29 protein-coding genes are annotated in these 23303 nt (G+C 72.3%); 12 read left to right on the top strand and 17 right to left on the bottom strand.

The window, feature by feature from the left end; translation table 11 throughout:
• Positions 1 to 13 precede the first annotated feature (13 nt).
• The 3 genes from HT134_RS12030 to HT134_RS12020 all read left to right on the top strand — a co-directional run bounded on the left by HT134_RS12030 (position 14) and on the right by HT134_RS12020 (position 3724).
• Positions 14 to 646 (top strand): class I SAM-dependent methyltransferase, encoded by a 633-nt coding sequence (locus HT134_RS12030; protein ID WP_312888090.1) that lies wholly within the window; start codon positions 14 to 16, stop codon positions 644 to 646.
• 84 nt (positions 647 to 730) lie between these two features.
• A complete protein-coding gene (locus HT134_RS12025; RefSeq protein ID WP_175600444.1) occupies positions 731 to 2461 on the top strand; it encodes a thiamine pyrophosphate-dependent enzyme in 1731 nt (576 codons plus the stop codon).
• Between the two features lie 69 nt (positions 2462 to 2530).
• Positions 2531 to 3724, top strand: a complete 1194-nt coding sequence (locus HT134_RS12020) for a CynX/NimT family MFS transporter (RefSeq protein ID WP_175600443.1) — start codon at positions 2531 to 2533, stop codon at positions 3722 to 3724.
• Positions 3725 to 3730: 6 nt separating this feature from the next.
• Here the strand turns inward: HT134_RS12020 and HT134_RS12015 are convergent, their stop codons facing one another.
• A complete protein-coding gene (locus tag HT134_RS12015; protein WP_312888089.1) occupies positions 3731 to 4909 on the bottom strand; it encodes an MFS transporter in 1179 nt (392 codons plus the stop codon).
• Between the two features lie 54 nt (positions 4910 to 4963).
• Between HT134_RS12015 and HT134_RS12010 the strand changes: the two genes are divergently transcribed.
• Positions 4964 to 5704, top strand: coding sequence for an AraC family transcriptional regulator (locus HT134_RS12010; RefSeq protein WP_175600441.1), 741 nt, complete (start codon positions 4964 to 4966; stop codon positions 5702 to 5704).
• On the opposite strand, the gene HT134_RS12005 is transcribed toward HT134_RS12010, so the two are convergent.
• Positions 5692 to 6927: an MFS transporter gene (locus tag HT134_RS12005; RefSeq protein ID WP_246364367.1), complete on the bottom strand. Its 1236-nt coding sequence runs from the start codon at positions 6925 to 6927 to the stop codon at positions 5692 to 5694. The two genes, HT134_RS12010 and HT134_RS12005, sit on opposite strands and share 13 nt — an antisense overlap.
• A 50-nt stretch (positions 6928 to 6977) precedes the next feature.
• Complete coding sequence (locus HT134_RS12000; RefSeq protein ID WP_312888088.1) at positions 6978 to 7955, bottom strand: NAD(P)/FAD-dependent oxidoreductase; 978 nt, start codon at positions 7953 to 7955, stop codon at positions 6978 to 6980.
• A gap of 91 nt (positions 7956 to 8046) precedes the next feature.
• On the opposite strand from HT134_RS12000, the gene HT134_RS11995 reads away from it, so the two are divergent.
• Positions 8047 to 8628 (top strand): helix-turn-helix domain-containing protein, encoded by a 582-nt coding sequence (locus tag HT134_RS11995; RefSeq protein WP_175600439.1) that lies wholly within the window; start codon positions 8047 to 8049, stop codon positions 8626 to 8628.
• Between the two features lie 7 nt (positions 8629 to 8635).
• Here HT134_RS11995 and HT134_RS11990 read toward each other — a convergent pair whose 3' ends face one another.
• Complete coding sequence (locus HT134_RS11990) at positions 8636 to 9481, bottom strand: helix-turn-helix domain-containing protein (protein ID WP_175600438.1); 846 nt, start codon at positions 9479 to 9481, stop codon at positions 8636 to 8638.
• A 128-nt stretch (positions 9482 to 9609) separates the two neighbouring features.
• Here HT134_RS11990 and HT134_RS11985 point away from each other — a divergent pair, with 128 nt between their 5' ends.
• The 3 genes from HT134_RS11985 (at position 9610) to HT134_RS11975 (ending at position 11699) form a co-directional block, all read left to right on the top strand.
• Positions 9610 to 10161 (top strand): RNA polymerase sigma factor, encoded by a 552-nt coding sequence (locus tag HT134_RS11985; protein WP_175600437.1) that lies wholly within the window; start codon positions 9610 to 9612, stop codon positions 10159 to 10161.
• On the top strand, positions 10158 to 10718 hold the full coding sequence (locus tag HT134_RS11980; RefSeq protein ID WP_175600436.1) for a hypothetical protein: 561 nt from the start codon (positions 10158 to 10160) through the stop codon (positions 10716 to 10718). The genes HT134_RS11985 and HT134_RS11980 overlap by 4 nt, the downstream gene beginning before the upstream one ends.
• A 153-nt stretch (positions 10719 to 10871) precedes the next feature.
• Positions 10872 to 11699, top strand: coding sequence for an alpha/beta fold hydrolase (locus HT134_RS11975; protein WP_175600435.1), 828 nt, complete (start codon positions 10872 to 10874; stop codon positions 11697 to 11699).
• A gap of 82 nt (positions 11700 to 11781) precedes the next feature.
• Here HT134_RS11975 and HT134_RS11970 read toward each other — a convergent pair whose 3' ends face one another.
• From HT134_RS11970 to HT134_RS11950, 5 genes are all read right to left on the bottom strand, one after another.
• Positions 11782 to 12669: a sigma-70 family RNA polymerase sigma factor gene (locus HT134_RS11970; RefSeq protein WP_175600434.1), complete on the bottom strand. Its 888-nt coding sequence runs from the start codon at positions 12667 to 12669 to the stop codon at positions 11782 to 11784.
• A gap of 3 nt (positions 12670 to 12672) precedes the next feature.
• Positions 12673 to 13095, bottom strand: coding sequence for a VOC family protein (locus HT134_RS11965; RefSeq protein WP_175600433.1), 423 nt, complete (start codon positions 13093 to 13095; stop codon positions 12673 to 12675).
• Positions 13096 to 13232: 137 nt separating this feature from the next.
• The gene (locus tag HT134_RS11960; protein ID WP_175600432.1) at positions 13233 to 13631 is read right to left on the bottom strand and encodes a VOC family protein; all 399 of its coding nucleotides are present in this window, start codon (positions 13629 to 13631) and stop codon (positions 13233 to 13235) included.
• A gap of 72 nt (positions 13632 to 13703) precedes the next feature.
• Positions 13704 to 14216 carry a hypothetical protein gene (locus HT134_RS11955; protein WP_175600431.1) on the bottom strand — a complete coding sequence of 171 codons (513 nt, stop codon included), beginning with the start codon at positions 14214 to 14216 and terminating at the stop codon, positions 13704 to 13706.
• A 210-nt stretch (positions 14217 to 14426) separates the two neighbouring features.
• Positions 14427 to 15038: a TetR/AcrR family transcriptional regulator gene (locus HT134_RS11950; protein WP_175600430.1), complete on the bottom strand. Its 612-nt coding sequence runs from the start codon at positions 15036 to 15038 to the stop codon at positions 14427 to 14429.
• Positions 15039 to 15108: 70 nt separating this feature from the next.
• On the opposite strand from HT134_RS11950, the gene HT134_RS11945 reads away from it, so the two are divergent.
• Positions 15109 to 16002, top strand: a complete 894-nt coding sequence (locus tag HT134_RS11945; RefSeq protein WP_175601080.1) for an NADP-dependent oxidoreductase — start codon at positions 15109 to 15111, stop codon at positions 16000 to 16002.
• Positions 16003 to 16021: 19 nt separating this feature from the next.
• Here the strand turns inward: HT134_RS11945 and HT134_RS11940 are convergent, their stop codons facing one another.
• Positions 16022 to 16708, bottom strand: coding sequence for a hypothetical protein (locus HT134_RS11940; RefSeq protein WP_175600429.1), 687 nt, complete (start codon positions 16706 to 16708; stop codon positions 16022 to 16024).
• Positions 16709 to 16888: 180 nt separating this feature from the next.
• On the opposite strand from HT134_RS11940, the gene HT134_RS11935 reads away from it, so the two are divergent.
• Together HT134_RS11935 and HT134_RS11930 are read left to right on the top strand one after the other, a co-directional pair.
• On the top strand, positions 16889 to 17497 hold the full coding sequence (locus tag HT134_RS11935) for a TetR/AcrR family transcriptional regulator (RefSeq protein WP_217707790.1): 609 nt from the start codon (positions 16889 to 16891) through the stop codon (positions 17495 to 17497).
• Entirely contained in the window at positions 17494 to 18396 is a 903-nt protein-coding gene (locus tag HT134_RS11930; protein ID WP_175600427.1) for an alpha/beta fold hydrolase, read from the top strand. The genes HT134_RS11935 and HT134_RS11930 overlap by 4 nt, the downstream gene beginning before the upstream one ends.
• Positions 18397 to 18457: 61 nt before the next feature.
• On the opposite strand, the gene HT134_RS11925 is transcribed toward HT134_RS11930, so the two are convergent.
• The 7 genes from HT134_RS11925 to HT134_RS11895 form a co-directional block, all read right to left on the bottom strand.
• On the bottom strand, positions 18458 to 18865 hold the full coding sequence (locus HT134_RS11925) for a nuclear transport factor 2-like protein (RefSeq protein ID WP_175600426.1): 408 nt from the start codon (positions 18863 to 18865) through the stop codon (positions 18458 to 18460).
• A 315-nt stretch (positions 18866 to 19180) separates the two neighbouring features.
• Positions 19181 to 19603 (bottom strand): DUF4267 domain-containing protein, encoded by a 423-nt coding sequence (locus HT134_RS11920; protein ID WP_175600425.1) that lies wholly within the window; start codon positions 19601 to 19603, stop codon positions 19181 to 19183.
• 29 nt (positions 19604 to 19632) lie between these two features.
• Positions 19633 to 20121, bottom strand: coding sequence for a cupin domain-containing protein (locus HT134_RS11915; protein ID WP_175600424.1), 489 nt, complete (start codon positions 20119 to 20121; stop codon positions 19633 to 19635).
• Entirely contained in the window at positions 20112 to 20711 is a 600-nt protein-coding gene (locus tag HT134_RS11910; protein ID WP_175600423.1) for a TetR/AcrR family transcriptional regulator, read from the bottom strand. Before HT134_RS11910 ends, HT134_RS11915 begins: the two co-directional genes overlap by 10 nt.
• A 649-nt stretch (positions 20712 to 21360) precedes the next feature.
• Positions 21361 to 21744: a DUF3224 domain-containing protein gene (locus HT134_RS11905; protein ID WP_175600422.1), complete on the bottom strand. Its 384-nt coding sequence runs from the start codon at positions 21742 to 21744 to the stop codon at positions 21361 to 21363.
• Positions 21745 to 21927: 183 nt separating this feature from the next.
• A complete protein-coding gene (locus HT134_RS11900; protein WP_175600421.1) occupies positions 21928 to 22317 on the bottom strand; it encodes a VOC family protein in 390 nt (129 codons plus the stop codon).
• 47 nt (positions 22318 to 22364) lie between these two features.
• On the bottom strand, positions 22365 to 22532 hold the full coding sequence (locus HT134_RS11895) for a hypothetical protein (RefSeq protein WP_175600420.1): 168 nt from the start codon (positions 22530 to 22532) through the stop codon (positions 22365 to 22367).
• A gap of 113 nt (positions 22533 to 22645) precedes the next feature.
• On the opposite strand from HT134_RS11895, the gene HT134_RS11890 reads away from it, so the two are divergent.
• Complete coding sequence (locus tag HT134_RS11890) at positions 22646 to 23293, top strand: TetR/AcrR family transcriptional regulator (RefSeq protein ID WP_175600419.1); 648 nt, start codon at positions 22646 to 22648, stop codon at positions 23291 to 23293.
• Positions 23294 to 23303 lie beyond the last annotated feature (10 nt).

Below are 23303 nucleotides of genomic sequence, written 5' to 3'. Positions count from 1 at the left end.
GGCTGGTGATGCGGTGGCCGACTCCGAGGGACGTGACCTCCGGTTGCGCACCTACTGGGACCGCCAGGCCGTGACCTATGACCGGCAGATGGCGTTCGCCGAGCGCCGCTTCTTCGGCGACACCCGCGAGTGGCTCTGCCGCCAGGCTTCGGGTGAGGTGCTGGAGGTCGCGATCGGCACCGGCCTGAACCTCGCGCACTACCCCGGCGACGTGCGGCTGACCGGCGTGGAGTGGAGCGAGGCGATGCTCGCGGTGGCCAGGCGCCGCGCCCGCTCGCTCGGCGTGCCGGCCGACCTCCGGCAGGCCGACGCGCAAGCGCTGCCGTACCCCGAAGCCAGTTTCGACACGGTGGTCTGCACGTTCGCGCTGTGCGCGATCCCCGACGAGTCGCGGGCGCTCGCCGAGATGGACCGCGTGCTGCGGCCGGGCGGCCTGCTCCTGCTGGCCGACCACGTCGCGTCGTCCTCCTGGCCGGTCCGGGCGCTGCAGGCGGCGGCGGACCTGGTGAGCGTCCCGTTGCAGGGCGAGCACTTCCGCCGCCGGCCGCTGCCGCAGGTCACCGCCCTCGGGTACACCGTGGAGCGGCACGACCGGTTCAAGCTCGGCATGATCGAACGCTTCACCGCCCGCAAAGCCGCCCGCTGACGACCCGCGGCTCCTCGGCGTGCCGACCGGGCTCTCGCCGGGGTCGCGGGCGACACTGGGGATCCGGCGGGCGAAGGGGACACAGTGAGCGTACGGGAGACGACGTTCGACGTTCTGCGGCGGGCCGGGCTGACCACGGTCTTCGCCAATCCGGGGTCCACCGAGGTCGCGCTGCTCGGCGGGCTGCCCGACGACCTGACGTTCGTGCTGGGGCTGCACGAGGGCTCCGTGGTGGGCATGGCCACCGGGTGGGCGATGGGACACGACGCGCCCGCGCTCGCCGTGCTGCACACCACGGCCGGGCTCGGCAACGCGGTGGGCGCGATCGCGACCGCCCGCGTCAACCGGGTGCCGCTGGTCGTCCTGGTGGGCCAGCAGGACCGGCGGCACCTGGCGCTGGAGCCGTTCCTCGCGGGGCGGCTGACCGGGCTGGCGGGCGACTACCCGGTGTGGGTGGACCAGCCGGTCCGGGCCCAGGACGTGCCGGGCGCCGTGGCGCGGGCCGCCCACGAGGCGGTCACGTTCCGGGGGCCGGCGCTGGTCGTGGTGCCGATGGACGACTGGGACGCGCCGTACGAGGAGGAGGTCCTCGCGGCGCCGGCCCGCGTGCTGCGCCCGCCCGCCCGTCCGGGCACCGGTGACGGCGGGGCCCCGGAGGGGGACCTGGCGTCGCTGGCCGAGCTGGTGGGCGGGGCGCGGGCGCCGGTCGTCGTGGCGGGCGCGGGGGCGTGCCGCGCGTGGGAGCCGCTGGTCGCGCTCGCCGAGCTGCTCGGGTGCCCGGTGTGGCAGGAGCCGTTCGGGGCGCGGGCCGGGTTCCCGCAGGACCATCCGCTGTTCGCGGGCGTGCTGCCCGCCGACCGCCCGCGGCTGCGGGCGGCGCTGGCGGGACACGACGTGGTGCTCGCCGTGGGCGCGCCGGTCTTCCGGCAGTACGCGTACGCGCCCGGGCCGCTGGTGGAGCCGGGCACGAGGGTGGCGCTGGTCACGGACGACCCGTCGGAGGCGCATCGCAGCCCGGTCGAGCTGGCCTGCCTGGCCGACCCGGCCACGACCTGCGCCCACCTTGCCGCCCTCCTCTCCGCCCGCCTTCCCCGAGCCGCCGCCCTCCCCGAGGCCGGCGCCCTCCCCGAGACCGGCCGCCTCCCCGAGGCCGACGGCCTTCCCGGAACCGCCCGCCTCCCCGAGGCCGACGGCCTTCCCGGAACCGACCGCCTCCCCGAGGCCGCCCGCCTTGCCGTGCCGCCGGTGCCCGCCGGAGGACGGCCGCTGCGCTCCGCGCACGTGCTGCGGGAGCTCGCCCGCCGCCTGACCGCCGACGCCGTGCTCGTCGAGGAGCTCCCGTCGGCCCGGCCCGACCTGCACCGGCTGGTGCCCGCCCGCAACCCTCTCGGGTTCGTCTCGGCCGCGATGGGCGGCCTGGGCTTCGCGCTGCCGGCGGCCGTGGGGCTGCGCATGGCCCTGCCCGGCCGGCCCGTGGTGGCCGTGACCGGCGACGGCTCCGCCCTGTACGGCCTGCACGCGCTGTGGAGCGCCGCCCACTACCGGGCCGGCGCGCTGTTCGTGGTGCTGTCCAACAGCCGGTACGCGGTGCTGGACCGGCTCGCGGAGCAGCACGGCGCGAAGGTCCCGTGGCCGGCCTTCACCGAGGTGGACGTGCGGGGCCTGGCCAGGTCGCTGGGCTGCCCGTCCCTGCGGGTGGAGACCCACGCCGAGCTGACGGCCGCCCTCGACGAGGTCATGCCGGCGCTGGCCGCGCGGGAGGAGCCGCTGCTGCTCGACGTGACGGTGGCCGTGGACGCGGACTACCGGCCATGACCGTGCGGAGGGCGGCGTAGCCGCGCACCCCTCTGACCGCGGCCGGTGACCTGGTCGTACCCTTGCCAGATGTCCTCGGCGAGATCCGCACTGCTGTACGCCGGCTTCGTGCTGGCCGCGCTCAACCTCCGCCCGGCCCTCGCCGGCCTCTCCCCCCTCCTCGACGAGATCATGACGGACGTCGGGCTCACGCCCGCGGCGGGCGGCGCGATCACCACGGTCATGGTGCTGTGCCTAGGGCTGTTCGGCTGGCTGACCCCGTTCCTGGCCCGCCGGACGGGGCTCGACCGGACGCTGCTCGCGGGCCTGCTGCTGCTGGCCGTCGGCGTGCTCGTCCGGGCGGCGGACGGCGCGCCCGCCCTCTACCTGGGCGCCGCCCTGGCCGGCACCGCCATCGCCGTCATGAACGTCGCCATGCCCGGCGTCGTCAAGCAGCACTTCCCCGACCGCGTGGGGCCCTGGACGTCGGTCTACGTCTCGGCCCTGGTGGTGGGCGCCGGGGCGGGGGCGGCGCTCATGGTGCCGCTGGAGCGGCTCACCGGGTACGGCTGGCGGGAGGTGTCGGCGCTGGCGGCGGTGCCCGCGCTGGCCGCCGCGCTGCTCTGGCTGCCTCAGGCGTTCCGCCGGTCCGGGGTGGACCGTCGAGGCGCGGCCCCGGCCGTACGGGCCAGGCCGTTCGCGGCGCTGCTGCGGAGCGGGACGACGTGGTGGGTGACGGCGTTCATGGGGCTCCAGTCGCTGACCTTCTACATCATGCTGGCCTGGCTGCCCACGATCTTCCAGGAGGCCGGCCTGCCCGCCGACCACGCCGGATACCTGCTGAGCCTCACCAACCTGGCCCAGGTCGGGGCCACCTTCACCGTGCCCGTCCACGCGGGGCGGCGCAGGTCGCAGGTGCCGCACGTGGTGGCGTCGTCGGTGCTGACGGTCGCCGGGTACGCGGGCGTGCTGGCCGCGCCCACCACCGTGCCGTGGCTGTGGATGATCGTGCTGGGGCTCGGCCAGGGCGCGTCGCTCGCGCTGGCGCTGCTCATCATCACCCAGCGCGCCCCTGACCCGGCGTCGGTCACGGCGCTGTCGGCGGTGGCGCAGTCGTTCGGCTACGTGCTGGCCGCGCTGGGGCCGCTGCTCATCGGCCTGCTGCGGCAGGAGTCGGGCGGCTGGACGGTGCCGCTGCTCGCGGGCATCGCCTTCTGCGCCGCGCAGACCCTGACGGGCGTCCGCGCCGCCGCCCGCCCCGAACCGGCCCGCGTGCCCGGCTGACGCCCTTCACCCGCGGGCGACGGGCTCGCGCACGGCCGGCTCCGGCAGCGTACGGAACAGCAGCCAGGCCAGCAACGGCAGCACGACCAGCGGCGCCAGCGCCGTGCGCAGCGAGGTGGCGTCGGCGACCGCGCCGATGACCGGGCTGGCGAGCCCCCCGACGCTGACCGTCAGGCCGAGGGTGATCCCGCTGGCCGTGCCGACGCGCGAGGGCAGGTAGTCCTGGGCCAGCGTGACCTGGAGCGAGAACGGCACGTACAGGCCGGCGGAGGTCAGCGCCACGAACAGGTAGACCGCCGGCCCCGGGACGAACACGGCGCCTGCGACGGCCGCGACGGTCACCAGGTACGCCCACCGCACGACGGTGACCCGGTCCCAGCGCTCGGCGAGCCTGCCGCCCAGCACGGTGCCCACCGCTCCGCCCGCGTACAGGACGAACAGCGCCGCCGTGCCCGCCGCCGTCCCGCCGCCGGCCTGTTCCGGCACGTACGAGGAGATGAACGCGCTCAGCCCCACGAACACGATCGACCGGCAGACCACGGCCAGCGACAGCCGCGCGAACGCCCTCCTGTCGTCGCTCCCTCCGGAGCGCCCGCCGCCGGTGCCGCCGCGCGCCGGCCGTCCCAGGGCGCGCAGGACGGGCAGGCACAGCACGGCTCCCACAAGAGCGGGCAGCACGAGCAGCGGCGTGAGCCGCAGCCCGCCGCCGGCGACCACGGCCGCGACCAGGAGCGGCGCGCAGGCGAAGCCGATGTTGCCGCCGAGCGAGAACCAGCCCATCGCGCTGTGGCTGCCCCCGCTGGCGATCCGGGCCACCCGGGCGGACTCGGGATGGTAGGCGGCGACCCCGATCCCGGACACCGCCACGAACGCCAGCGTCAGCGCGTACGAGCCGCTCAGCCCGCTCAGCGCGACGCCCACCCCGCCGAGGAGCGTGCTGACGGGCAGCAGCCACGGCATCGCCCACCGGTCGGTGAGCAGGCCGAACACCGGCTGCGCCACCGAGGACAGCAGCGACGCGGCGAGCACGACGCCCGAGACGACGGCGTAGGTGTAGGCGCGCTCGGCCACGAAGAACGGCACGAGCGCCGCCACGGCGCCCTGGTAGACGTCCACGCAGGCATGCCCGACCGAGAGCAGCGCGATCGCCCTGTCGCCAGGCTGGGGAGCTGGATCCTTTCGCACCCCGCCATGCTCGCCCGGAGGCGGGGTGTCGTACTTCCGATAACCTGCCATGTGATGACGAACATCCGCCATCAGCCCACCGCGCCCACCCACGCCCGGTGGCTGGCGCCAGGGGCGGCCATCGACGCGCACCGTCACGACGACCACCAGATCGTCTACGCCGCGCGCGGGGTGCTGGCCATCACGACCGACGCGGGCTCGTGGATCGCCCCGGCGACCCGCGCCATCTGGGTGCCCGCCGGCACCGTGCACGCCCACCGGGCCCACGGCGAGCTCGAACTCCACTTCGTCGGCCTGCCGCCGGGCGACAACCCGCTCGGCCTGGACGCGCCGACGGTGCTGACCGTGGGCCCGCTGCTGCGCGAGCTGATCCTCGCCTACACCCGCGCCCCGGACGACGACAGCCCCGAGCGCGGACGCCTGCGCGCGGTCCTGCTCGACCAGTTGCGGGCCTCGCCCCAGCAGCCCGTGCACCTGCCCGCCCCGACCGCGCCGCGGCTGAAGGCGCTGTGCGACATCCTGCGCGCCGACCCCGCCGACGACCGCACGCTCGCCGCCCTGGGCAAGCAGGTGGGGGCGAGCGACCGCACCCTGTCACGGCTCTTCAGGAGCGACCTCGGCATGACGTTCCCGCAGTGGCGCACCCAGTTGCGCCTGTACCACGCCCTGGTCCTGCTGGCCGAGAAGACCCCGGTGACGACCGTGGCGCACCGGTGCGGCTGGTCGTCGGCGAGCGCGTTCATCGACGTCTTCCGCCGCGCCTTCGGCCACACCCCGGGGGCTCACCTGCCCTGACGGAGCCGTGCCCGATCGAGGAGGATGAACGGCACGGCGGCCACGGCGAGGCCGGCCCCGATCAGGCAGACCGACGTGAGGGAGGCGCCCCGCGTGAGCGAGACGGCGGCCACGACGGGGGTGATGCTGATGCCGAGCTGGAACGCCGACACGGTGGTCGCCCCGGCGAGGGTCGGCGCGTCCGCCGCGATGGCGAAGACGCGTCCGTAGAGGGCGGGGTTGAGCACGAACGCGGCGACGCCGATCAGGAAGACCGTGGGCACCACCGCCCAGACCTGCCGCATCACGACGGCCAGCACGACCGACAGGACCACGATCGCCGCCGCGCCGGCGAGCAGCGCGAGATGGGGACGCCGGTCGGCGACGCGCCCGCCGATGGACAGGCCGACGAAGGCGCCGACCCCGAACAGCGCGAGGATCGCGGGGACCCAGACCTCCGGGACCGCGGTGATGTCGGCGAGCATGGCCGCCAGGTAGTTGAAGGAGATCATGTACGCGGCGGTGGTCAGGATCGTGATCGCGTAGATGCCCCAGAGGAGCGGTCGCCGCATCGCGGCGAGCTCCCGCGCGACGCTCGGCGTCGTGGCGGGCTCGCGGGCGACGCTCGGCGTCGTGGCGGGCTCGCGGGCGACGCTCGGCGTCGTGGCGGGCTCGCACGCGGCACTCGGCTCGGACGGCCGGTCGGCGGCGGGGAGCCCGAGGAGACAGCCGGCGATCCCCGCGGCCGTCAGCGCCACGACGGCCCAGAACCCGCCGCGCCACTCGGTGAAGTGGCTGAGCAGCGTGCCCGCGGGACCACCGGCGACCATCGCCACGCTGAGCCCGCTGACCACGACCCCGGAGGCGCGGGCGTTCCGGTCCGGCGTCACCAGGCTGATCGCGGTCACCGACGCGACGGCGAAGAAGCCCGCGTAGGCGATGCCCGACACCATCCTCGTCAGCAGCAGCACCTCGTACCCGCCGAGCAGTCCGGCGACGATGGCGGCGGCGAACAGTCCCTGGGTCGCCACCAGCGCGGTGCGGCGCGGCCACCGCAGGCTGAGCACGGCGAACGGCGGCCCGCCGACCACGACGCCCAGCGCGAACGCGGTGATCAGGAACCCGGCCGAGGACAGCGTGACGTCCAGGTCGGCGGCCACCGCCGGCAGGACCCCGGCCAGCAGGAACTCCGCGGTCCCCATCGCGAACAGGCTGAACCCGAGCAGGTACACGCCGGCGGGCAACCGGTCTGAGGAAACATCCCGGGACGTCCGCGTGGTGGTGGTCCCGGCCATCAGAGCGCTCCCCCGGCGTCGAGCCCCCCGGCCTGGACGGCGGCGGACAGCTCCCGTTCGAGCAGCCAGGCAGACATGGCGATGGCGGCGGCCGAGCCGGCGCCCGCGGCGCTGACGACCTGCGCCCGGGGGTTGACCACGTTCCCGGCCGCCCAGAGCCCGGGGACGTCCGTGGCGCCGTGGGGATCGACGGCGACGAGCCCGCTGACCGGGTCCTCGGCCGCCCCGAGCGCGGTCAGGATCGCGTCGTGCGGCACGGGCCGAGGCGCCACGAACACGGCCTCGCAGGCGACCGTCCGGCCGCCGTCGAGCTCGATCACGACCGGGTCGTCGTACGCGGTGCCGTCGTTCCCCGCGACCCGGATCACACGCCCGTCGATCACGCGCACCCCGTACGCCGTCAGCCGCCGCCGCTCGGCGGCGCCGACCTCGGCGTCGTTGACGCAGAACGTCACCGAGGAGCTGTGGCGGCGCATCAGCGCGGCCAGGTGCGCCGACACCGCCGCCCTCGCCCCGCCGATCACGGCGACGGCCCGCCCCCGGACCTCGTGGCCATGGCAGTGCGGGCAGTGGTGCACCTCGGACGCCCACCGCTCCGACAGCCCCGGGATGTCCGGCAGTTCGTCACTCAGCCCCGTCGCGACCAGCACCGACCGGGCGCGCAGCACGCGGTCGTCGTCGAGCCGCAGCTCGAACGTGCCGTCCTGGCCGCGCCGGGCGCCGGTCACCGACGCCCGCACGAGCGTCCCGCCGTAACGGACGAACTCGTCCTGCCCCGTCGCGACGAACTCCTTCGGCGCCATGCCGTCCCGGGTCAGGTAGCCGTGCATGTGGCCGGCGGGCCCGTTCCGGGGCTCACCGCCGTCGACGACCAGGGTCGTGAACCGTGCTCGCGCCAGCACGACCCCGGCGGTCAGGCCGGCGGCCCCACCGCCGACGATGATCGCGTCCCACATCGGATCTGTTGTCGTGTCCACTCGGACCACCTCCACCGGGAGCATCGCGAGGATGGACCGGAATCGACAAAGTTCGTTGCCGTTTCCGGGACGCATTGGTTGACTGCGTCCCATGGACGAGCAGCAACCCACCGTCGGCGCCGTGATCGAGCAGATCGCTCCCCGGCTGCGGCGCGCCCGCGAGAGGAAGGGCGTCAGCCTGGCCGACCTCGCCCGCGCCACCGGCATCTCGACCAGCACGCTGTCCCGGCTGGAGTCGGCTCAGCGCAAGCCGAGCCTCGAACTGCTCCTGCCGATCACCGCGGCCCTGGGCATCCCCTTCGACGAGATCGTGGCCGCGCCCCGGATCGTCGACCCGCGCGTGCCGCAGGAGCCCACCAGCAAGGACGGCCGCGTGCTGATCCCGTTGTCGCGGCAGCAGGGAGAGCCGCGCGCGTACAAGATGATCATCCCGGCGCACGACGAGGAGCCCCACCTGCGCACCCACGCCGGCCACGAGTGGCTGTACGTGCTGCGCGGGCGGCTGCGCGTCAAGCTGGGCGAGCACGACTTCGTCATGGGAGCGGGAGAGGCGGCCGAGTTCGACTGCCAGATCCCGCACTGGTTCGGCGCCGCCGGACGCGGCAGCGTCGAGGTGCTCAGCCTCTTCGGCAAACAGGGCGAGCGCATCCACCTCCGCACCCAGCGGCGCTGACGCGGCCTCACGGCTCGGGGGACGCTCCGCGGCGGGGCCAGGCGATGTCGTCCACCGCCAGGAACGGCTCGCCGGCCACGGCCGCCGGGGTCATACCGGCGAACGCCACGACGTCCCGGTGCAGGTGCGACTGGTCGGCGTAACCGGCGTCGGCCGCGACCCGGGCCGGACCCTCGCCCGCGACCAGGCGGTGGGCGGCGTGGTCGAAGCGGACCAGCTTCGCGGCGCGCTTGGGCGGCAGGCCGAGCTGCGAACAGAACCGGGACCACAGGCGTTTGCGGCTCCATCCGACCTCCGCCGCCAGCGCGTCCACCCGGAGCAGCCCGCGGCTGACGACGATCCGGCGCCAGGCCCAGGCCACCTCCGGGTCCACCGACGGTCCCGCGTCGTGGCGGCGGGCGAGCAGCGCGTCCGTCACCGCGAAGCGATCCTGCCACGACGGGACGCTCTCCAGCCGCTCGCGGATCCGCGACGCCTCCCGCCCCCACAGGTCGTCGAGGGCCACCACCGCGCCGTCGAGGTCGGCGGGGGCGACGCCCAGCACCGCGCGGGCGATCACCGGGGACAGGCGCACCTGCACGCACTCGACGTTCTCACCCCGCGCCCAGAGCCCTCCTCCGGAACCGATCCCGGGCCCGGCGACGACGCTCCCCCGCCGCTGCCCGGCGGCATGGTCCATGACGGGCGTACCCGCCCCGAACTCCAGCAGCAGCATCACGGCCGGGTGCGGGACCATCCGCAGCGCGGCGAGGTCACGGACGCCGAACCCCGCCATGGTGACACCGGCCACCCGGCTGGGCCTGTCCGGGCACGCGACGTCCCACACCGCCTCGCCGTGCACGAACGTCCGCACGCCCCCATGCTACGAGCCGCTACGAGCGGTCCCGGAGGCCCTCCGCGCGCTGCCCAGCGCGTTGCTCTGTAAGCCTTCGGGCGGTTCTCACCAAGTACTGGTGTAGATCGACGAAGGGAGCAAGGCCGGTGCGTCTCAGACGGGGGAAGCTCGCCACCGACCCCGTGGCGTTCGAAGCCTTCTACCGGCGGCACATCGACGCTGTCACGCGTTTCCTGTCCCGCCGGGTCGACGACCCGCACACGGTCGCCGACCTGGCGGCCGACGTGTTCCTCGCGGTGTTCGACTCGGCGCACACGTACCGCCCGGGCAAGGGCAGCGAGATCGCGTGGCTGTACGGCGTCGCGCGCAACACGCTGTCGGCCGAGCGACGGCGGGCGCTGCGGGAGTCCGAGCTCACCCATCGGGTGAGCGGGCGGCGTCCGCTCGACGGCAACGACCTGTCCCGGCTGGAGGAGCAGATCGACGCGGAACGGCCCGCCAGGGCGGCCTTCGAGGCCATGGCCGGATTACCCGACGGGGAGCGCGCTGTCCTGGAGCTGGTGGTTCTGGAGCAGCTCACGCCGTCGGAGGCGGCGGTAGCGCTGGGAATCCGGCCGGGGACCGCCATGGTGCGGCTGCACCGCGCCCGCAAGACGCTTCGCGACCTGCCCTTCGTCATGGAAGGAATCCCACGATGAGATTCGAGGAGCAGTTGCTGATGGACCTCAAGGCCGAGATGACCGCGCGGAACGAACGCAGCCGCCGCGTCGGCCGCCGCCTGCTCGCGGGGGCGGCGGTGGCCGCGGTGGCGGCCGTGACGGCGGTGGCGGTGCCGCTGCTGACCGGGGCCGAGCCGGCGTACGCGGTGAGCAAGAACGCCAACGGCACCATCACGGTGGAGCTCAAGGAGTTCAGGGACGCCGACCAGCTGGAGCAGGACCTCAAGGAGCTGGGCGTGACCGCCGACGTCACGTACCTCAAGCCCTACACGAAGTGCCAGAACGACCGGGGCGAGCTCGTCGGCGGCGGATACGACACCCCGGAGGAGTGGCGCGAGTCCGTGCACTACAAGGTCGCCCGGCCCGGGCCGAAGAGTTTCCTCATCGATCCCCGCTATGTCGGGAAGGGCCAGACGGTGGCGCTGGAGTTCACCGAGAACCCGAAGGGCCCCGTCAAGTCGCAGCTCAACGCGACGGTGATCCAGGGCCCTGTCGAGCCGTGCGTCCCGGTGCACGACCCGACGCAGCTCGGCTGACCGGCGGCTGCGCGAGGCCGGTCCGTGCGGCGCGCCGCGGGCCGGCACCCGCAGCCCACCGGTAAGCCCGGGACGTCCACTGCGGAAAGTGACACCGGCCGAGGGGAACATTCGTCCAATCCACGGGCCCGCACCCGCGGCGACAGTGTCCCCATGACCCTTTCCCCGAACACCGAGAGCACGACCCTCCCCCTGGACGACGGCGACCTCCACGTCCACCAGGACGGCCCCCGCGACGCGCCCGCGCTCCTGCTCATCCACGGGACCGCCTCCTGGGCCGGCTCGTGGGACCTGCTGGTCCCGCTGCTGACCGAGTCCCATCGCGTCATCCGCGTCGACCTGCCCGGACACGGCCGCTCAGCCGCACCGGCCGACGGCGGCTACGCGCCGCCGGACCAGGGACGCCGGGTCGGCGAGGCCCTGGACCGGCTCGGCGTCGAGCACGCCGTGGTGGCCGGCCACTCCAGCGGCGGCTATGTCGCCACCGCCCTCGCCGAGCGACGGCCCGACCTGGTGACCGCGCTCGCGCTCGTCAACACCGGGCCCGGCATGGCCGCCTTCATCCCCCAGGAGTCCGGCGCCGTGGATCCGGCGCGGTGGCCGCCGTCCGACGAGCAGATCCGCCTGCTGACGGCCACCGGTTTCAGCCGGGCGGGCTTCGAGTTGCCCCAGCGGTTCGTGGACCACGTGCGCGGCATGTCCTTCGGCACGTTCGCCGCGACGATGCGGGCGCCCCTGCCCTACCTGGAGCAGCGGTCGCTCCCGGACCGGCTGAAGGTCCTCGGCAAGCCACTGCTGGTGATCTTCGGCGCGGACGACCGCAGATGGCGCTCCTCGTCCGCCGCCGACTACCTGGTCGTCCCGGACGCGACGGTCGAGCTGCTGCCCGGCATCGGGCACACGCCCATCGTGGAGGACCCGGAGGCGACCGCCGCTCTCCTCCTTGCCTTCACGGCCCTGCACGCGGCGCCGGGGGACTGAAGCAAGGGCCACGCCGTCTCGACCACGGCAAGCGGAGCGTCAAGCAGGCGACGGCATCACCGCGACCCCGGCTCATCCCGGCTCATCCCGGCTCAGCGGGGTCCGGCAGGTGCGTCGATGCGAGCCTGGCGGGATCGGCCACGATCGCGATGGCGGCGATTCGGCCGTCGGCGACCGTGAACGAGATGATCGAGAGCGGGGTGCCGTCCTCGCGCCACGACACGTACCCCGGCAAGCCGTTGACGAGCACCGCTCGATGACGTGCGACAGCGCCCGCGAGCATCCTCGCGCCGGAGGCCACCGCGGTGGCGCCGAGGGTGACGACCCGCCCGCCCGGAGTGTCGACGGTGAGCCTCACGTCCGGGTCGAGCACGCGCAGCAGCGCCTCGAAGTCCCCGCCCGAGGCTGCCGCGCGGAAGGCTTCGACGACCTGTCGTTGTTCCGGTCCGACGGTCGCCGGCCGCTCGGTCGCCCGTACCTTCCGGCGGGCGCGGCTGGCGATCATCTTGGTGGCGTCGGCGGACTTGCCGAGGATCTGGCCGATCTCGGCGAACGGCACCGCGAACAGGTCGTGCAGCACGAACGCCAGCCGCTCGCTGGGCCTGAGCGAGTCCAGGACGACGAGCAGCGCGAGCCCCACCGAGTCGGCGAGCGCCGCGGTCTCCTCCAGCTCGGCGCCGTGGTCGACCGTGATCACGAGCTCGGACAACCCGTCGCCGTAGGAGGCCTCCGGGCGGGTCCGGCGGGAGCGCAGGACGTCCAGGCTGATCCGGCCGACCACCGTGGTCAGCCAGCCCGCCAGGTTCTCGATGGCCGTCGCGTCCTGGCGGGCGAGCCGCATCCAGGTCTCCTGGACCACGTCCTCGGCGTCGGCGTGCGATCCGAGCACGCGGTAGGCGACCGCGCTCAGCCGGTCACGGTGGGCCTCGAACGCCTCGGCCAGCAGGTCCGTCCGGCTGGTGCCGGTCATCGGTCAGCCGTCGGCACGGTTGCGGCGGCGCTGCTGGCGCAGCGAGATCAGGTTGCCGTCCGGATCCACGGCCTCGATGCGAACGCCGAACGGGTAGTCCTCCGGTTCGGGCCGATCGAAGGTCACGCCTCGCCGGCGGAACACCTCGAAATCCTTCCTCAGGTCGTCCGACTCGAGGATGAGCGGACCGGGGGCGGCGCCCGGCCGCTTCCCGCCCGGCTGTCCAGCGGCCGACTGTCCCGCGGCCGGCGCAGGCGACCAGAGGATGATCTCGACCGGGCTGTCGGGGACGCCCACCGTGAGGAAGCGTCCTTCCGGCCCGGGGTAGTCGACGCGCTTCTGCAGACCGAGCCCTTCGGTGTAGAACCGCAGGGCGCGGTCCTGATCGGTGACATTGACCGTCACGTACATGATGTTCGTCAGCATCCTGGTCTCCCATCGCGTTGTCGTCCGACGACCGTGGGCATGTCCGGCCGTCGCTCGTATGACGGGCCCGGGAGCCAGAAGGTAACGAAGGGGCCGAACCCTGCGCGGCAGGGCTCCGCTCCACCCCTTAGGACAGGTCAGGCAGTCGGACGGTGCAGGGTGCGCACGACATCGAACTCGTTGCCCTCGGGATCGGCCATGACCACCCAGCTCCGGCTGGGGCCCTGGCCCACGTCCACCTTGGCGGCGCCGAGATCGAGCAGCCTGGCCACCTCGTCTTCGGTACTGCGGTCGATCGGGCTGACGTCGAGGTGGAGCCGGTTCTTCACGGACTTGCCCTCGGGCACCCGGATGAACATCAGGGTGGGCGGCATCTGGCGGGCCACGACCTCCTCGACGGTCGGCTCCCACGAGCCGATCTCGACGCTGTCCTCGCCGCGGTCGATCACCTTGAAGTCCAGGACCGCGCACCAGAAGGCCGCGAGCCGTTCCGGATCGTGGCAGTCGATGACCAACTCGGTGAACCTGCTCGTCATGGCTCTCCCAGACAGTACGGACGGGAGGCTGAGTCTATGGGTCGGCTCCGCCCGTCCGGCAGGTTCGTGCTGTCAGGCGGAGCGCAGGACACCGGCACCGCGGCCGGGACCGCTCCGGGCGTGGTACGACCAGGCGGCGAGCAACAGGCCGATGCCCCAGACCAGGAACTGCGGAATCCCGTAGACGACGATCCACGGACTGAAGATGCCGACTTCGCTGAAGTCGCCGGCCGTCTGCCACGCGGCCCATGCCGTGTACCCGAGCAGGAAGACCGACACCGCGAACGCCGTGCCGGAAAGCGTCCGGCGCGGCACCCTGCGCCCGGAGACCAGCGGCACCCATCGCGGGAAGACCCGGCCCCATGGTCGCACCAGGCTCAGCGCCAGGACTCCGGCCAGCACCGCCGCGGCGCAGAGGACGAAGAGGTAGGGACCGCCGCCTTCCGCGTACCAGTGCCGGAACTTGCCCGCGTCAGCCCAGAGGGGAACCCCCGCCGCCCATACCGCGTGCAGCGGTACGAACCCGATCGTCGCCGACAGCGCGGACGCGTAGGCGGCCCGGACGGCCCAACGCGGGACAGGCACTTCGGTTCGCTCACTCACCATGACCCCAGCGTCTCCGAGCCACCTCGGCCAGGGCTCCCCCGCACGGGTGAACCCTCTCCCTTCCCCCGGTGACCGACGAGACGCGCATGTCGTCCCCTCAGCAGACGTGAGGTGGTGGGCGAACGAGTGATCATGAAGCCGCCGGTCCAGGCGAGGCCGGGCGGTATCTCGGCCCGCCCGTGGACGGACTCACCGCGAGGCCGGAGAGCTCTCCCGCGCAGGTGGAGTGGCACCAGCGACCGCCCAAGCCGCCTCGATCATGCGGAAGATCTCGTCCACCGCGGTTCGCGGGTCGTCCGCCTCGCGGGCGACCGAGAAGGCGTCGACCACGAAGCGGGCGATCGCGCTGCAGATCGGCGTGGCCCGCGGCAGGTTCAGGTCGGCGGCGATGGCCGCGGCCAGCGACCGGGCGTGGCGCTGTCTCATCGACTCCTCGTACTGCCGCAGCGCCGGTGATTCCTCGATCATGCGCCACAGCGGGGCGGCGCCGTCCGCCGTGCAGTGCCGCACCATGGCGTGGATCTCGCGGCGCAGGGCGGGGATGAGCGCCTCGTGCGCCTGGCGGTCGGTGACCGCCCGCACGAGGCGCTGCTCGAAGTCCTCGTCCTGCTCGAAGACCAGGGCCTCCTTCGAGCTGAAGTGGGAGAAGAGCGTGGTCACGGCCACGTCGGCCCCGGCGGCCACCTCGCGGATGCCCACCGCGTCGTAGCCGCGCTCGGCGAACAGCCGCAGAGCGGTGTCGGCGATCTTCTGCCGGGTTGCGGCCTTCTTGCGCTCGCGGCGTCCGAGCTGCTCGATCATGCGATAACACTACCAGATGCGAGAACACAACCGTTTCAAAATGCTAACCGTTAGTGTTACGGTCTGCCGCATGAAGAAAGTGAGCTTCACCGAGTTCGGTGGTCCGGACGTCCTGCACGTCATCGAGGCCGAGGAACCCCACGCGGGCCCTGGTCAGGTACGCATCGCGGTCCGGGCGGCAGGCGTGAACCCCGTCGACTGGAGAATCCGGGAAGGCCAGATCCTCAAGGCCCATCCGGTCCGGCTGCCCGCCGGGGTCGGACTGGACGCCTCAGGAGTGGTCGACGAGATCGGGGAGGGCGTCGAGGGGTTCGGCATCGGCGACCGCGTGTTCGGCGAAGGCACTGACACCTACGCCGAGTTCGCCGCGCTCTCGGCCTGGGCTCGGATGCCCGACGGCCTGTCCTTCGAAGAGGCGGCCGGGTATCCCTCCGTGGTGGAGACCGCGCTGCGCGTCATCGGTCAGGTCGGCGTCCAGCCCGGGCAGACGCTCCTTGTCAGTGGCGCCTCAGGCGGAGTCGGGTCCGCGGTGCTGCAGATAGCCCGCGACCGTGGCATCAAGGTGATCGGCACGGCCGGGGCGGCGAACCAGGACTATCTACGCAGCCTCGGCGCCCTCGCCACGACCTACGGCCCCGGCTGGGTCGACAGAGTGCGCCGGCTCGGTCCCGTCGACGCGGCCCTCGATCTCGCCGGCTCCGGCGTGATTCCCGAACTCCTGGAGCTGACCCGGGACCCGCAGAAGGTCGTCTCCATCGCCGACCTCAACGCGCCGCGGTTCGGCGTCCGATTCTCCGGCGAGGCCGGAAGCGTGCCGGAAGCACTCGCCGAGGCCACCGCGCTCATCGCGCGGAGGAAGCTCCACATCCCGGTCGACAGGACGTACACGCTGGCCGAAGCCGCGAAGGCGCACATCGACAGCCGCGCCGGCCACACACGCGGCCGCCGCGTCATCCTCATCTAGCCGCCGTACCTGGATGGCTTCATTCGGCCGGGCGCGCCCGGACGACGCCGTCACTCGCCGACTCGGCCGCCGTCCGGGCTCCGGGCCGCAGGACCGGCAGCCCGGCCCGCAGCCGGTTGAGGAACGCGTCGACGTCCAGGCAGCGGCCCTCCGCGTCGACGACCTCGGGCACGAACGCCTCGACGATGCTGTCGCCGACGGCGAAGTCGGCGTCCTCGTCATCGTCGTAATTGTTCACCCAGCGCCCGCCTGGGGCGTACACGTCCATGGCGTGGTCGTAGTCGATCACCCATGGGGTATCGACGATCCCGGTCCGCAAAGAGCCGTGGTTGTACCAGCCGTAGACCAGGTAGGTGAAGGCGCCGTCGTGGATGTAGATCTCCGCTTCGCCACCCTCCAGGGTCTCGGCCGCGGTGTGACCGCCGACGTACAGGCCGGGCCTGTCCTCATAGAGCGCGATCGGGCCGGTGACCTTCAGGTCGCCGGTGACCACGATCAACTCGACGTCGCCCTCGGCGTCGCCGCCGCGCAGTTCGTTGACGGCGTCCAGGAAATCCCCGTCGAGGGTGAGGTCGCCGTCGAAGAACAGCACCTCGTCGTAGCCGGGCGACGCTCCCGCACCCTCGAACACGGCGGACAACGCGCCGCCCAGGCGGGCATCGGCATCGGCATAGGCCAGGGACGCGGGGATGGCGGATGTCGGCATGGGGAAGAGCGTAGGTCCGTGCACTGACAATCCGGCGCGCGCGACAGGGTTCGGAACCACGACCTGGTTCTGTGTATTACGATACGGGGCGTGACGTATCGGAATAATGTCGAGGGGGCGGCGCGCGGCCGTCCCCGTGACGCGGCTCTGGATCAGCGGATCACTGCTGTCGTACTGGAGGTGCTGGCGGAGTCCGGTTACGAGGGGGTGTCCTTCGAGGAGGTCGCCCGACGGTGCCAGACATCCAAGGCGAGCCTGTATCGACGGTGGGCGTCCAAGCGGGAGATGGTGATCGCCGCGGTCAAGGCCGGGCCCGCACAGCGCGAGGCCGGCGAGCCGATCGACACGGGCACCCTGCGCGGGGACGTGTTGAGCCTGTGCCGGCGCCTGGACCAGACCATGCGCGCCGCGGACAGTCAGACCGCGATGCTGCTCTTGCAGGCGGGTCTGGAGGACCCGGACCTGTGCGAGGCCATCGAGAACGCCGTCGGCCCGACAGGAGCTCGGTTGCCGCGACAGGTCATCGACGCCGCGATCGCACGCGGCGAGCTGCCCGACGGCGCGGATCCATTCGCCTTCGAGGAGGTGGTCGGCGCCGCCCTCCTGCTGCGACGGGTCAACGACCTCGCAGTCGACGAGGAGTACCTGTCCGCACTCGTCGACACCATCGTCATCCCAGCCCTGAAGGCCTCGGCCGGGCGGGCCCCCCTGCCCGCCGGGATCTTCTCCGGCCACCCGGCCCCCGCCGGCCATGAGATCGCCGCGCCTGACACGAAGGAGAACGCATGACCACCCGACTGACGATCAGCGGCTTCGACTACCGGACCGTCCCCGGCGCCGACGGCGTCAACCTCAACGTCGCCGTCGGCGGGAGCGGGCCGGCAGTGGTCCTGCTGCACGGGTTCCCGCAGACCCACTACATGTGGCGCCACGTCGCTGCGAGGCTCGCTGACGACCACACGGTCATCGTCCCCGACCTGCGCGGATACGGCGACAGCGACAAGCCGGACGGGAGTGACCCCGCCACGTACTCCAAGCGCACGATGGCTCAGGACATCGTGACGGTCGCGTCCGCCCTCGGCGTGGACCACTTCGGGCTCGTCGGGCACGACCGCGGCGCGCTGGTCGCCGTCCGCGCAGGATTGGACCACCCCGCCGTCGTGGACCACCTGGGGATCCTCGACGTCCTGCCCACCCTCGACACGTGGGCCGTTCTGCGGGGAGTCGACGCCAAGATCGCCTGGCACCTGTACCTGATGGCTCAGCCCATCGGGCTTCCCGAGAAGATGATCCGCGCAGTCGCTCCGGAGTTCTTCGGCTCCTTCCTGGACGCATGGGACCCCAGCGGCACGACTTTCACCCGTGAGGAGCGCGCCTACTACATCGACAGCTCGGCCGCCGCGATCGACTCCATCGTGGCCGACTACCGGGCCAGCGCGAGCATCGATCTCGAGATGGATCGAGCCGACCGTGAGCGTGGCGCGCAGCTCGCGATGCCGGTCGGCGTCATCTCGCAGGACTGGGGCTCCCAGCTCGGCTTCGACGCCGCATCGCTGTGGCGGGCCTGGGCGCCGGACCTGACCTACCAGCCGACCACATCCGGACACTTCATGGCCGAAGAGAACCCCGACGAGATCGCCACCTTCATCACCACCCTCGCGACGCGCCCGAGCGCGCGGAACCACTGATCGCACCGGCGTCACCGCACCGAGGGGTCCGCCGCCCTTGGCGGTCCCTCGACCGACCTGGCTACTGCGCCGCTTCCAACTGCTTGCTGATCTGGTCGATCCGACGGATCCGACCGTCTGCCGCCAGGTGGCCGAACATGTAGATCTCCGCCGCGAAGGTCTTGCCCTTGCGCAACGTGGTACGCAAGGTCCATCTGGCCGCGATCCGGTCACCCGAGACCAGCGCCTCGTGGATCTCGACACCAGACCAGCCGTCAGCGGTCATCGCCTCTTTGTCGACATTCTTACGGACAGGGCGGACATGATCGATCATGCGCTGCCGGTCGATCACGAGCCCGTCGTTGCAGTACTCGAAGTCCGGAACGAAGTAGCGGTCGAGGATCGCGCCGGGCTCCTCGTCGGAGACCGCCATGTCCCGGGTGTAGGTGATCAGAAAGTCGGCGAGGTCGCGCTCGGAGCCGATGCCCATGAAGCTTCCTTGGAGTGAGAGAGGCCCTGCGTTCACCAGCGGATCAGGTGAGCCTCGATCCTCGCCGCCCACGCTTGCCGCCGTCGTCGTACGGCCGGAGACGGTACGCGCTACTCCCACCACCGTAGATTCCGCGCCGCTACAGCACCGGAAGTACTCCCGACGGTGTCACCCGGGCCGCGGCCGTGTGCGCAGGCGCCTCCGCCACGCAGACGACATCGCAAATCTCCGGCTCCCGAGCGGCGACCGTCTCCGGCGCTTCGTAGCACCGCGGGCCCAAAGCCGCCGCCGGAATCCGCGCTGTCGGGTCGGCCGTCAGACGACGGGTTGCGGCGACGGGGTCCGGGAACCGCCGAGCAGGAGGCCGCCGGCGAGGATGACCGCCGCGGCAGTGGCGCCGTGCACGCTGAAGGCGGTCGCGGCACTTCCGCCGGAGAGCAGCACGATGAACATGTCGCCGATCGGGGTGAGCGCCGTAGCCAGCATGACCCACCCCAGGACGCGGCGGTTGCCTGTCACCAGGACCGTGAGGATCACCAGGCCGGACGCCAGGTCCCGGGCTCCCTTGACGGCAAGGAACCCCGCACCTTCGCCGTGCGGCCAGCTCGGCAGGCCGAAGTTGGGCGCCATGGATTCGGGAGCCAGCAGGTAATTCACCCCGACATAGCCGATGAACAGGGCGCCGACGAAAGCGAGAACAGTACCGATCGTGGTACGAGAGGGCAGTTTTGCGGACATCAAGCAGCTCCCTTGATGCTGGTGGGGGGTCAGGACGCCTGGCGGTCGCGTGTCCAGACAGGACTGTCGAGGAAGTGGTTGTCGTACAGCTCCTGAGAGGCCAGCAGTTCGTCGAGAGTGGCCTCGCCCCTGCGCAGGCGGTCGAGCAGGCGGAAGTACTCGAAGCGCTGGATGCCGGGGGCGACGATGACGAGGAGGTCGGCGGTGTGGCCGGGGGCGGCGGCGAAGGCGTGGGGCGTCAGCGGGGGCACGGCCGCCACGTCACCCGCCTCCAAGGTCACGATCTCCTCGCCCGCCAGGACGCGGGCCTTGCCCGCCAGGATGTAGAACAGCTCGGTCGAGGTGGCGTGGTGGTGGGGCACGGCGCCGTCCGCGCCTTCGGCGAGCGTCATCCTGATGGTGCTCAGCGCGCCGCCGGTGTCGCTGGAGTCGAGCAGCAGTCGTCCGGTGGCTGTGGGCGAGATGATGGTCTCGGCGTCGATCTCGCGGACGACGGCCGTTTCTACGATCATTGACATGCCAGGCTCCCTTCGAGCGCGGAGGCCACGAGCCGTTCGGCGTAGGCTCGGTCGACCGGCGCTCCTGTGATCAGTACTCGGTAGTAGAGGGCGCCGGCCAGCTGGTCGAACAGCGCCTCGGCGTCCACGTCGGCGCGCAGCTCGCCGCGCACGCGTGCCCGCTCGATCAGGGCGAGCCCGAGGGCGTTGCGCGCGGCGTACTGCTCGCGGGCCAGCCTGCCGATGTCCTCGTGCCGGGCCGCGGCCGCCACGAGCTCGCCGGCGACCCCCGCGGACGGGCTTTCGCGGCCGCCCGCGGCGCGCATGCGGTTGAGCGCGGCGGCGATCTTGTCCAGGTTGTCGACGAGGTCGGCTCGGATGTCGCCGGTCTCGGTGATCTCGTGGTCGGCCTGCAGCCGGGCCACCACCGCGACGGCCAAGTGATCCTTGGTCGGCCAGCGACGGTACAGCGTGGTCTTGGCCACGCCCGCCTGCTCGGCCACCTCGTCGATGGACAGGCCTGCGTAGCCGCGCTCGAAGATCAGGGCGGCGGCGATGCGCAGCACACGCTCGTCCACCTCCGTGTCACGCGGGCGTCCGCGAGGTGTCATCTTGTCCTCCCATTCCGCTACCGAGGTAGCGAAATAGACGCTACAGGCGTCTCAAGAATTACGCAACATCAGTTTCGTATTCGGACGGGTGAACGCGTCATGCAGGCGCCGTTGTGGGGGGACGACTGACACAGGGGTGATGGCATGGACGCTCGCGGGGGGATCGGCCGGCGGATGGCTCTGGCACGCCGTCTTCGTGGACCGCCCCAGGCGGTCCCTTCCGGTCTCGTCGGCCAGTTCGAGAGTTGGTTGAGCCAGGTGGAGCGCGGGCAGCGTGTCGTGGACGAACTCACCGCGAAGAAGACGAAGGGGATGACGCGCTGTCAGGCGGAGCCCGGCCATCTCGCGGTGGTATGCGACCTCGCAACGGTGTGCGGGGGCCTTGACCAATCGGTTACCTCGATGGGGTGACCATTGACGCGGGCCAGGTCAGCACGCCTGGCGCAAACGCACTCATGCTGCGGCCCAGGCCCACGCGATGGGGGTACGGAGGCCCCTGACCGGTCCATGGCCGAGGCCGGGGGCCGGGGGCCGGCAGGCCACCGGTCGGGGTGCGGGGCGGAGCCCCGCTCGGGACGTCCGAGCGGAGCGAGGGCCATGCCTTCGGGGGGCGGCGCCGGGTCGCGATGGAGTCCGGCGCCCCGAGGCGTCACAGCGTGTAGATGAGCGTGAGCACCTGGAACTCGAACTCCATCGCCTGACCGGAGATCCCGGCCAGCCCCCCGGTCCCGGAATGGGGGACGATGCTTCCGTAGCTGGACTGGTCGGGCCCGTCGGCCAGGCCGCCGTGCTGGATGACGAAGGTGCCGCGCCGGCCGTCCAGCGTGCCCTCGATTCTTTCGGAGGCCACGTAGCCGCCGCCCGCCGTACCCTGCGCGGTGAGCACCTCGGCGACGCCTGTGCCGTCGATCGCGCCCTGGTAGCGCTTGTGAATCCTGACTCGAGTCAGCTTCGGACCCTCAGCGGGCTCCTCGTACACGGACTCCTCGAACTTCACGATCTCGAATCCGGCTTTGATGGTGCGCTCTGTCATGGGATTGGCCGTTCCTGGCTTGGTGGTTCGCGGTGGACATGGTGACACCCTTTTTGGTGCGGTGATTGCAGGCGGAGTCACGCGTTCGCGGGCGAGCTCGGCTCGGCGTTTCTTACCGGCACTCCTGAACCGGCCGATGGAGCGGAAGGCTCCACCGGCCGTCCTGGACTCTCCGGAAGAGGCTCAGCCGTTGTCGACAGCGGCCCATTCGACGAACTGGATGATCACGCCGTTCGGGTCGGCGATCTGGAACAGGCGTTCGCCCCAGGGCTCCTCGCGCAGCGGCATGGTGATCTCGACTCCGGCGTCGCGCAGCCGCTTCTCCTGCTCGTCCAGGCCTTCGGCGAGGGTGAACGCCAGGATCAGGCCGCCGGCGCGCTGGTCGCGCTGCTCGGGCGGCAGCACCTGGATGCCGCGGGCGAGCAGGACGACGTCGAAGGCGTCGGGCCGCGCGAGGGAAGCGAAGCCGTCGGCGGCCTGCTGGCCCGCGTAGCCCAGGTGGGTGGTGAAGAACTCCTGCGAGGCGGTGACGTCGTCGACGGTCAGCGAGATGGTGGAGGCAGTGAACTGCACGGGTCTCCTTGAGGTGCGGCGGCTGGTGCGGTGGGGCGCGGTGCGGGTCAGTAGCTGCGGCGGCGGGGGACGATGCGGGCCGCCTGGGTCTGCTGCCGCGTACGGACGCGGTGCTCCGACGGCGGCCGCCGCAGTTCGGCGCCGCCGCGCAGCGGGAGTCGCTGCGGCTGCTGAGGCTGGGGCACGGGGGCGAGGTCGTGGGTGTGCCGGCGCATGAGCGTCCCCTTCGGACTGGCGTTCCATCGTCGCAAATTTACGACGGACGTAAATTTAGCCTGGAGTCGCGAAGAGTGTCAACATAAAGATGCTACCAGGGTAAGATTTCGTCATGGCTACTCAGACCGCCGCCCCCGCCACCGGGCTCCGCGAGACCAAGAAGCAGGAGACCCGGCAGCTCATCTCCGACCACGCGACCCGGCTGTTCATCGCCCAGGGGTTCGAGCAGACGACCATCGCCGAGATCGCCACCGCCGCCCGGGTCGCCAAGAAGACCGTCACCAACTACTTCGCCCGCAAGGAAGACCTGACCCTGGATCACCAGGAGGAGTTCGCCGCCTCCCTGGCCCGCACCGTCGCAACTCGGCACCCGGGGGAATCGGCGCTGGCCGCGCTGCGCCGCGCATTCGCCGACGCCGTAGCCGCCCAGGACCCGGTCGCCGGGTTCTCCGGTCAGGAGTTCGCCCGCATGATCGCCGACAGCCCGACCCTGACCGTCTGCCTACGAGGCCTGCACGACCAGCGCGAACACCACCTGGCGGGGGCGCTCGCCGAGGCGACCGGCGCGCAGCCCGGCGACATCACCGTCCAGACCGTCGCCGGCCTGCTGGGCGGCGTCCACCGCGTGCTGTTCCAGCGCATCCAGACCCTCACGATCGCCGGACACCCCAACCACCAGATCGCCGACATCATCGCCGCCGAAGCCACCCAAGCCTTCGACCTGCTGGAACCCGCTTTGTCCGACTACGCCGCCAGCTGATTCACCCGCT

The organism is Nonomuraea rhodomycinica, assembly GCF_013363995.1.
Classification (GTDB): domain Bacteria; phylum Actinomycetota; class Actinomycetes; order Streptosporangiales; family Streptosporangiaceae; genus Nonomuraea; species Nonomuraea rhodomycinica.
The sequence above is the reverse complement of the archived record's forward strand: the minus strand, read 5'-3'. Positions and strand labels throughout refer to the sequence as shown.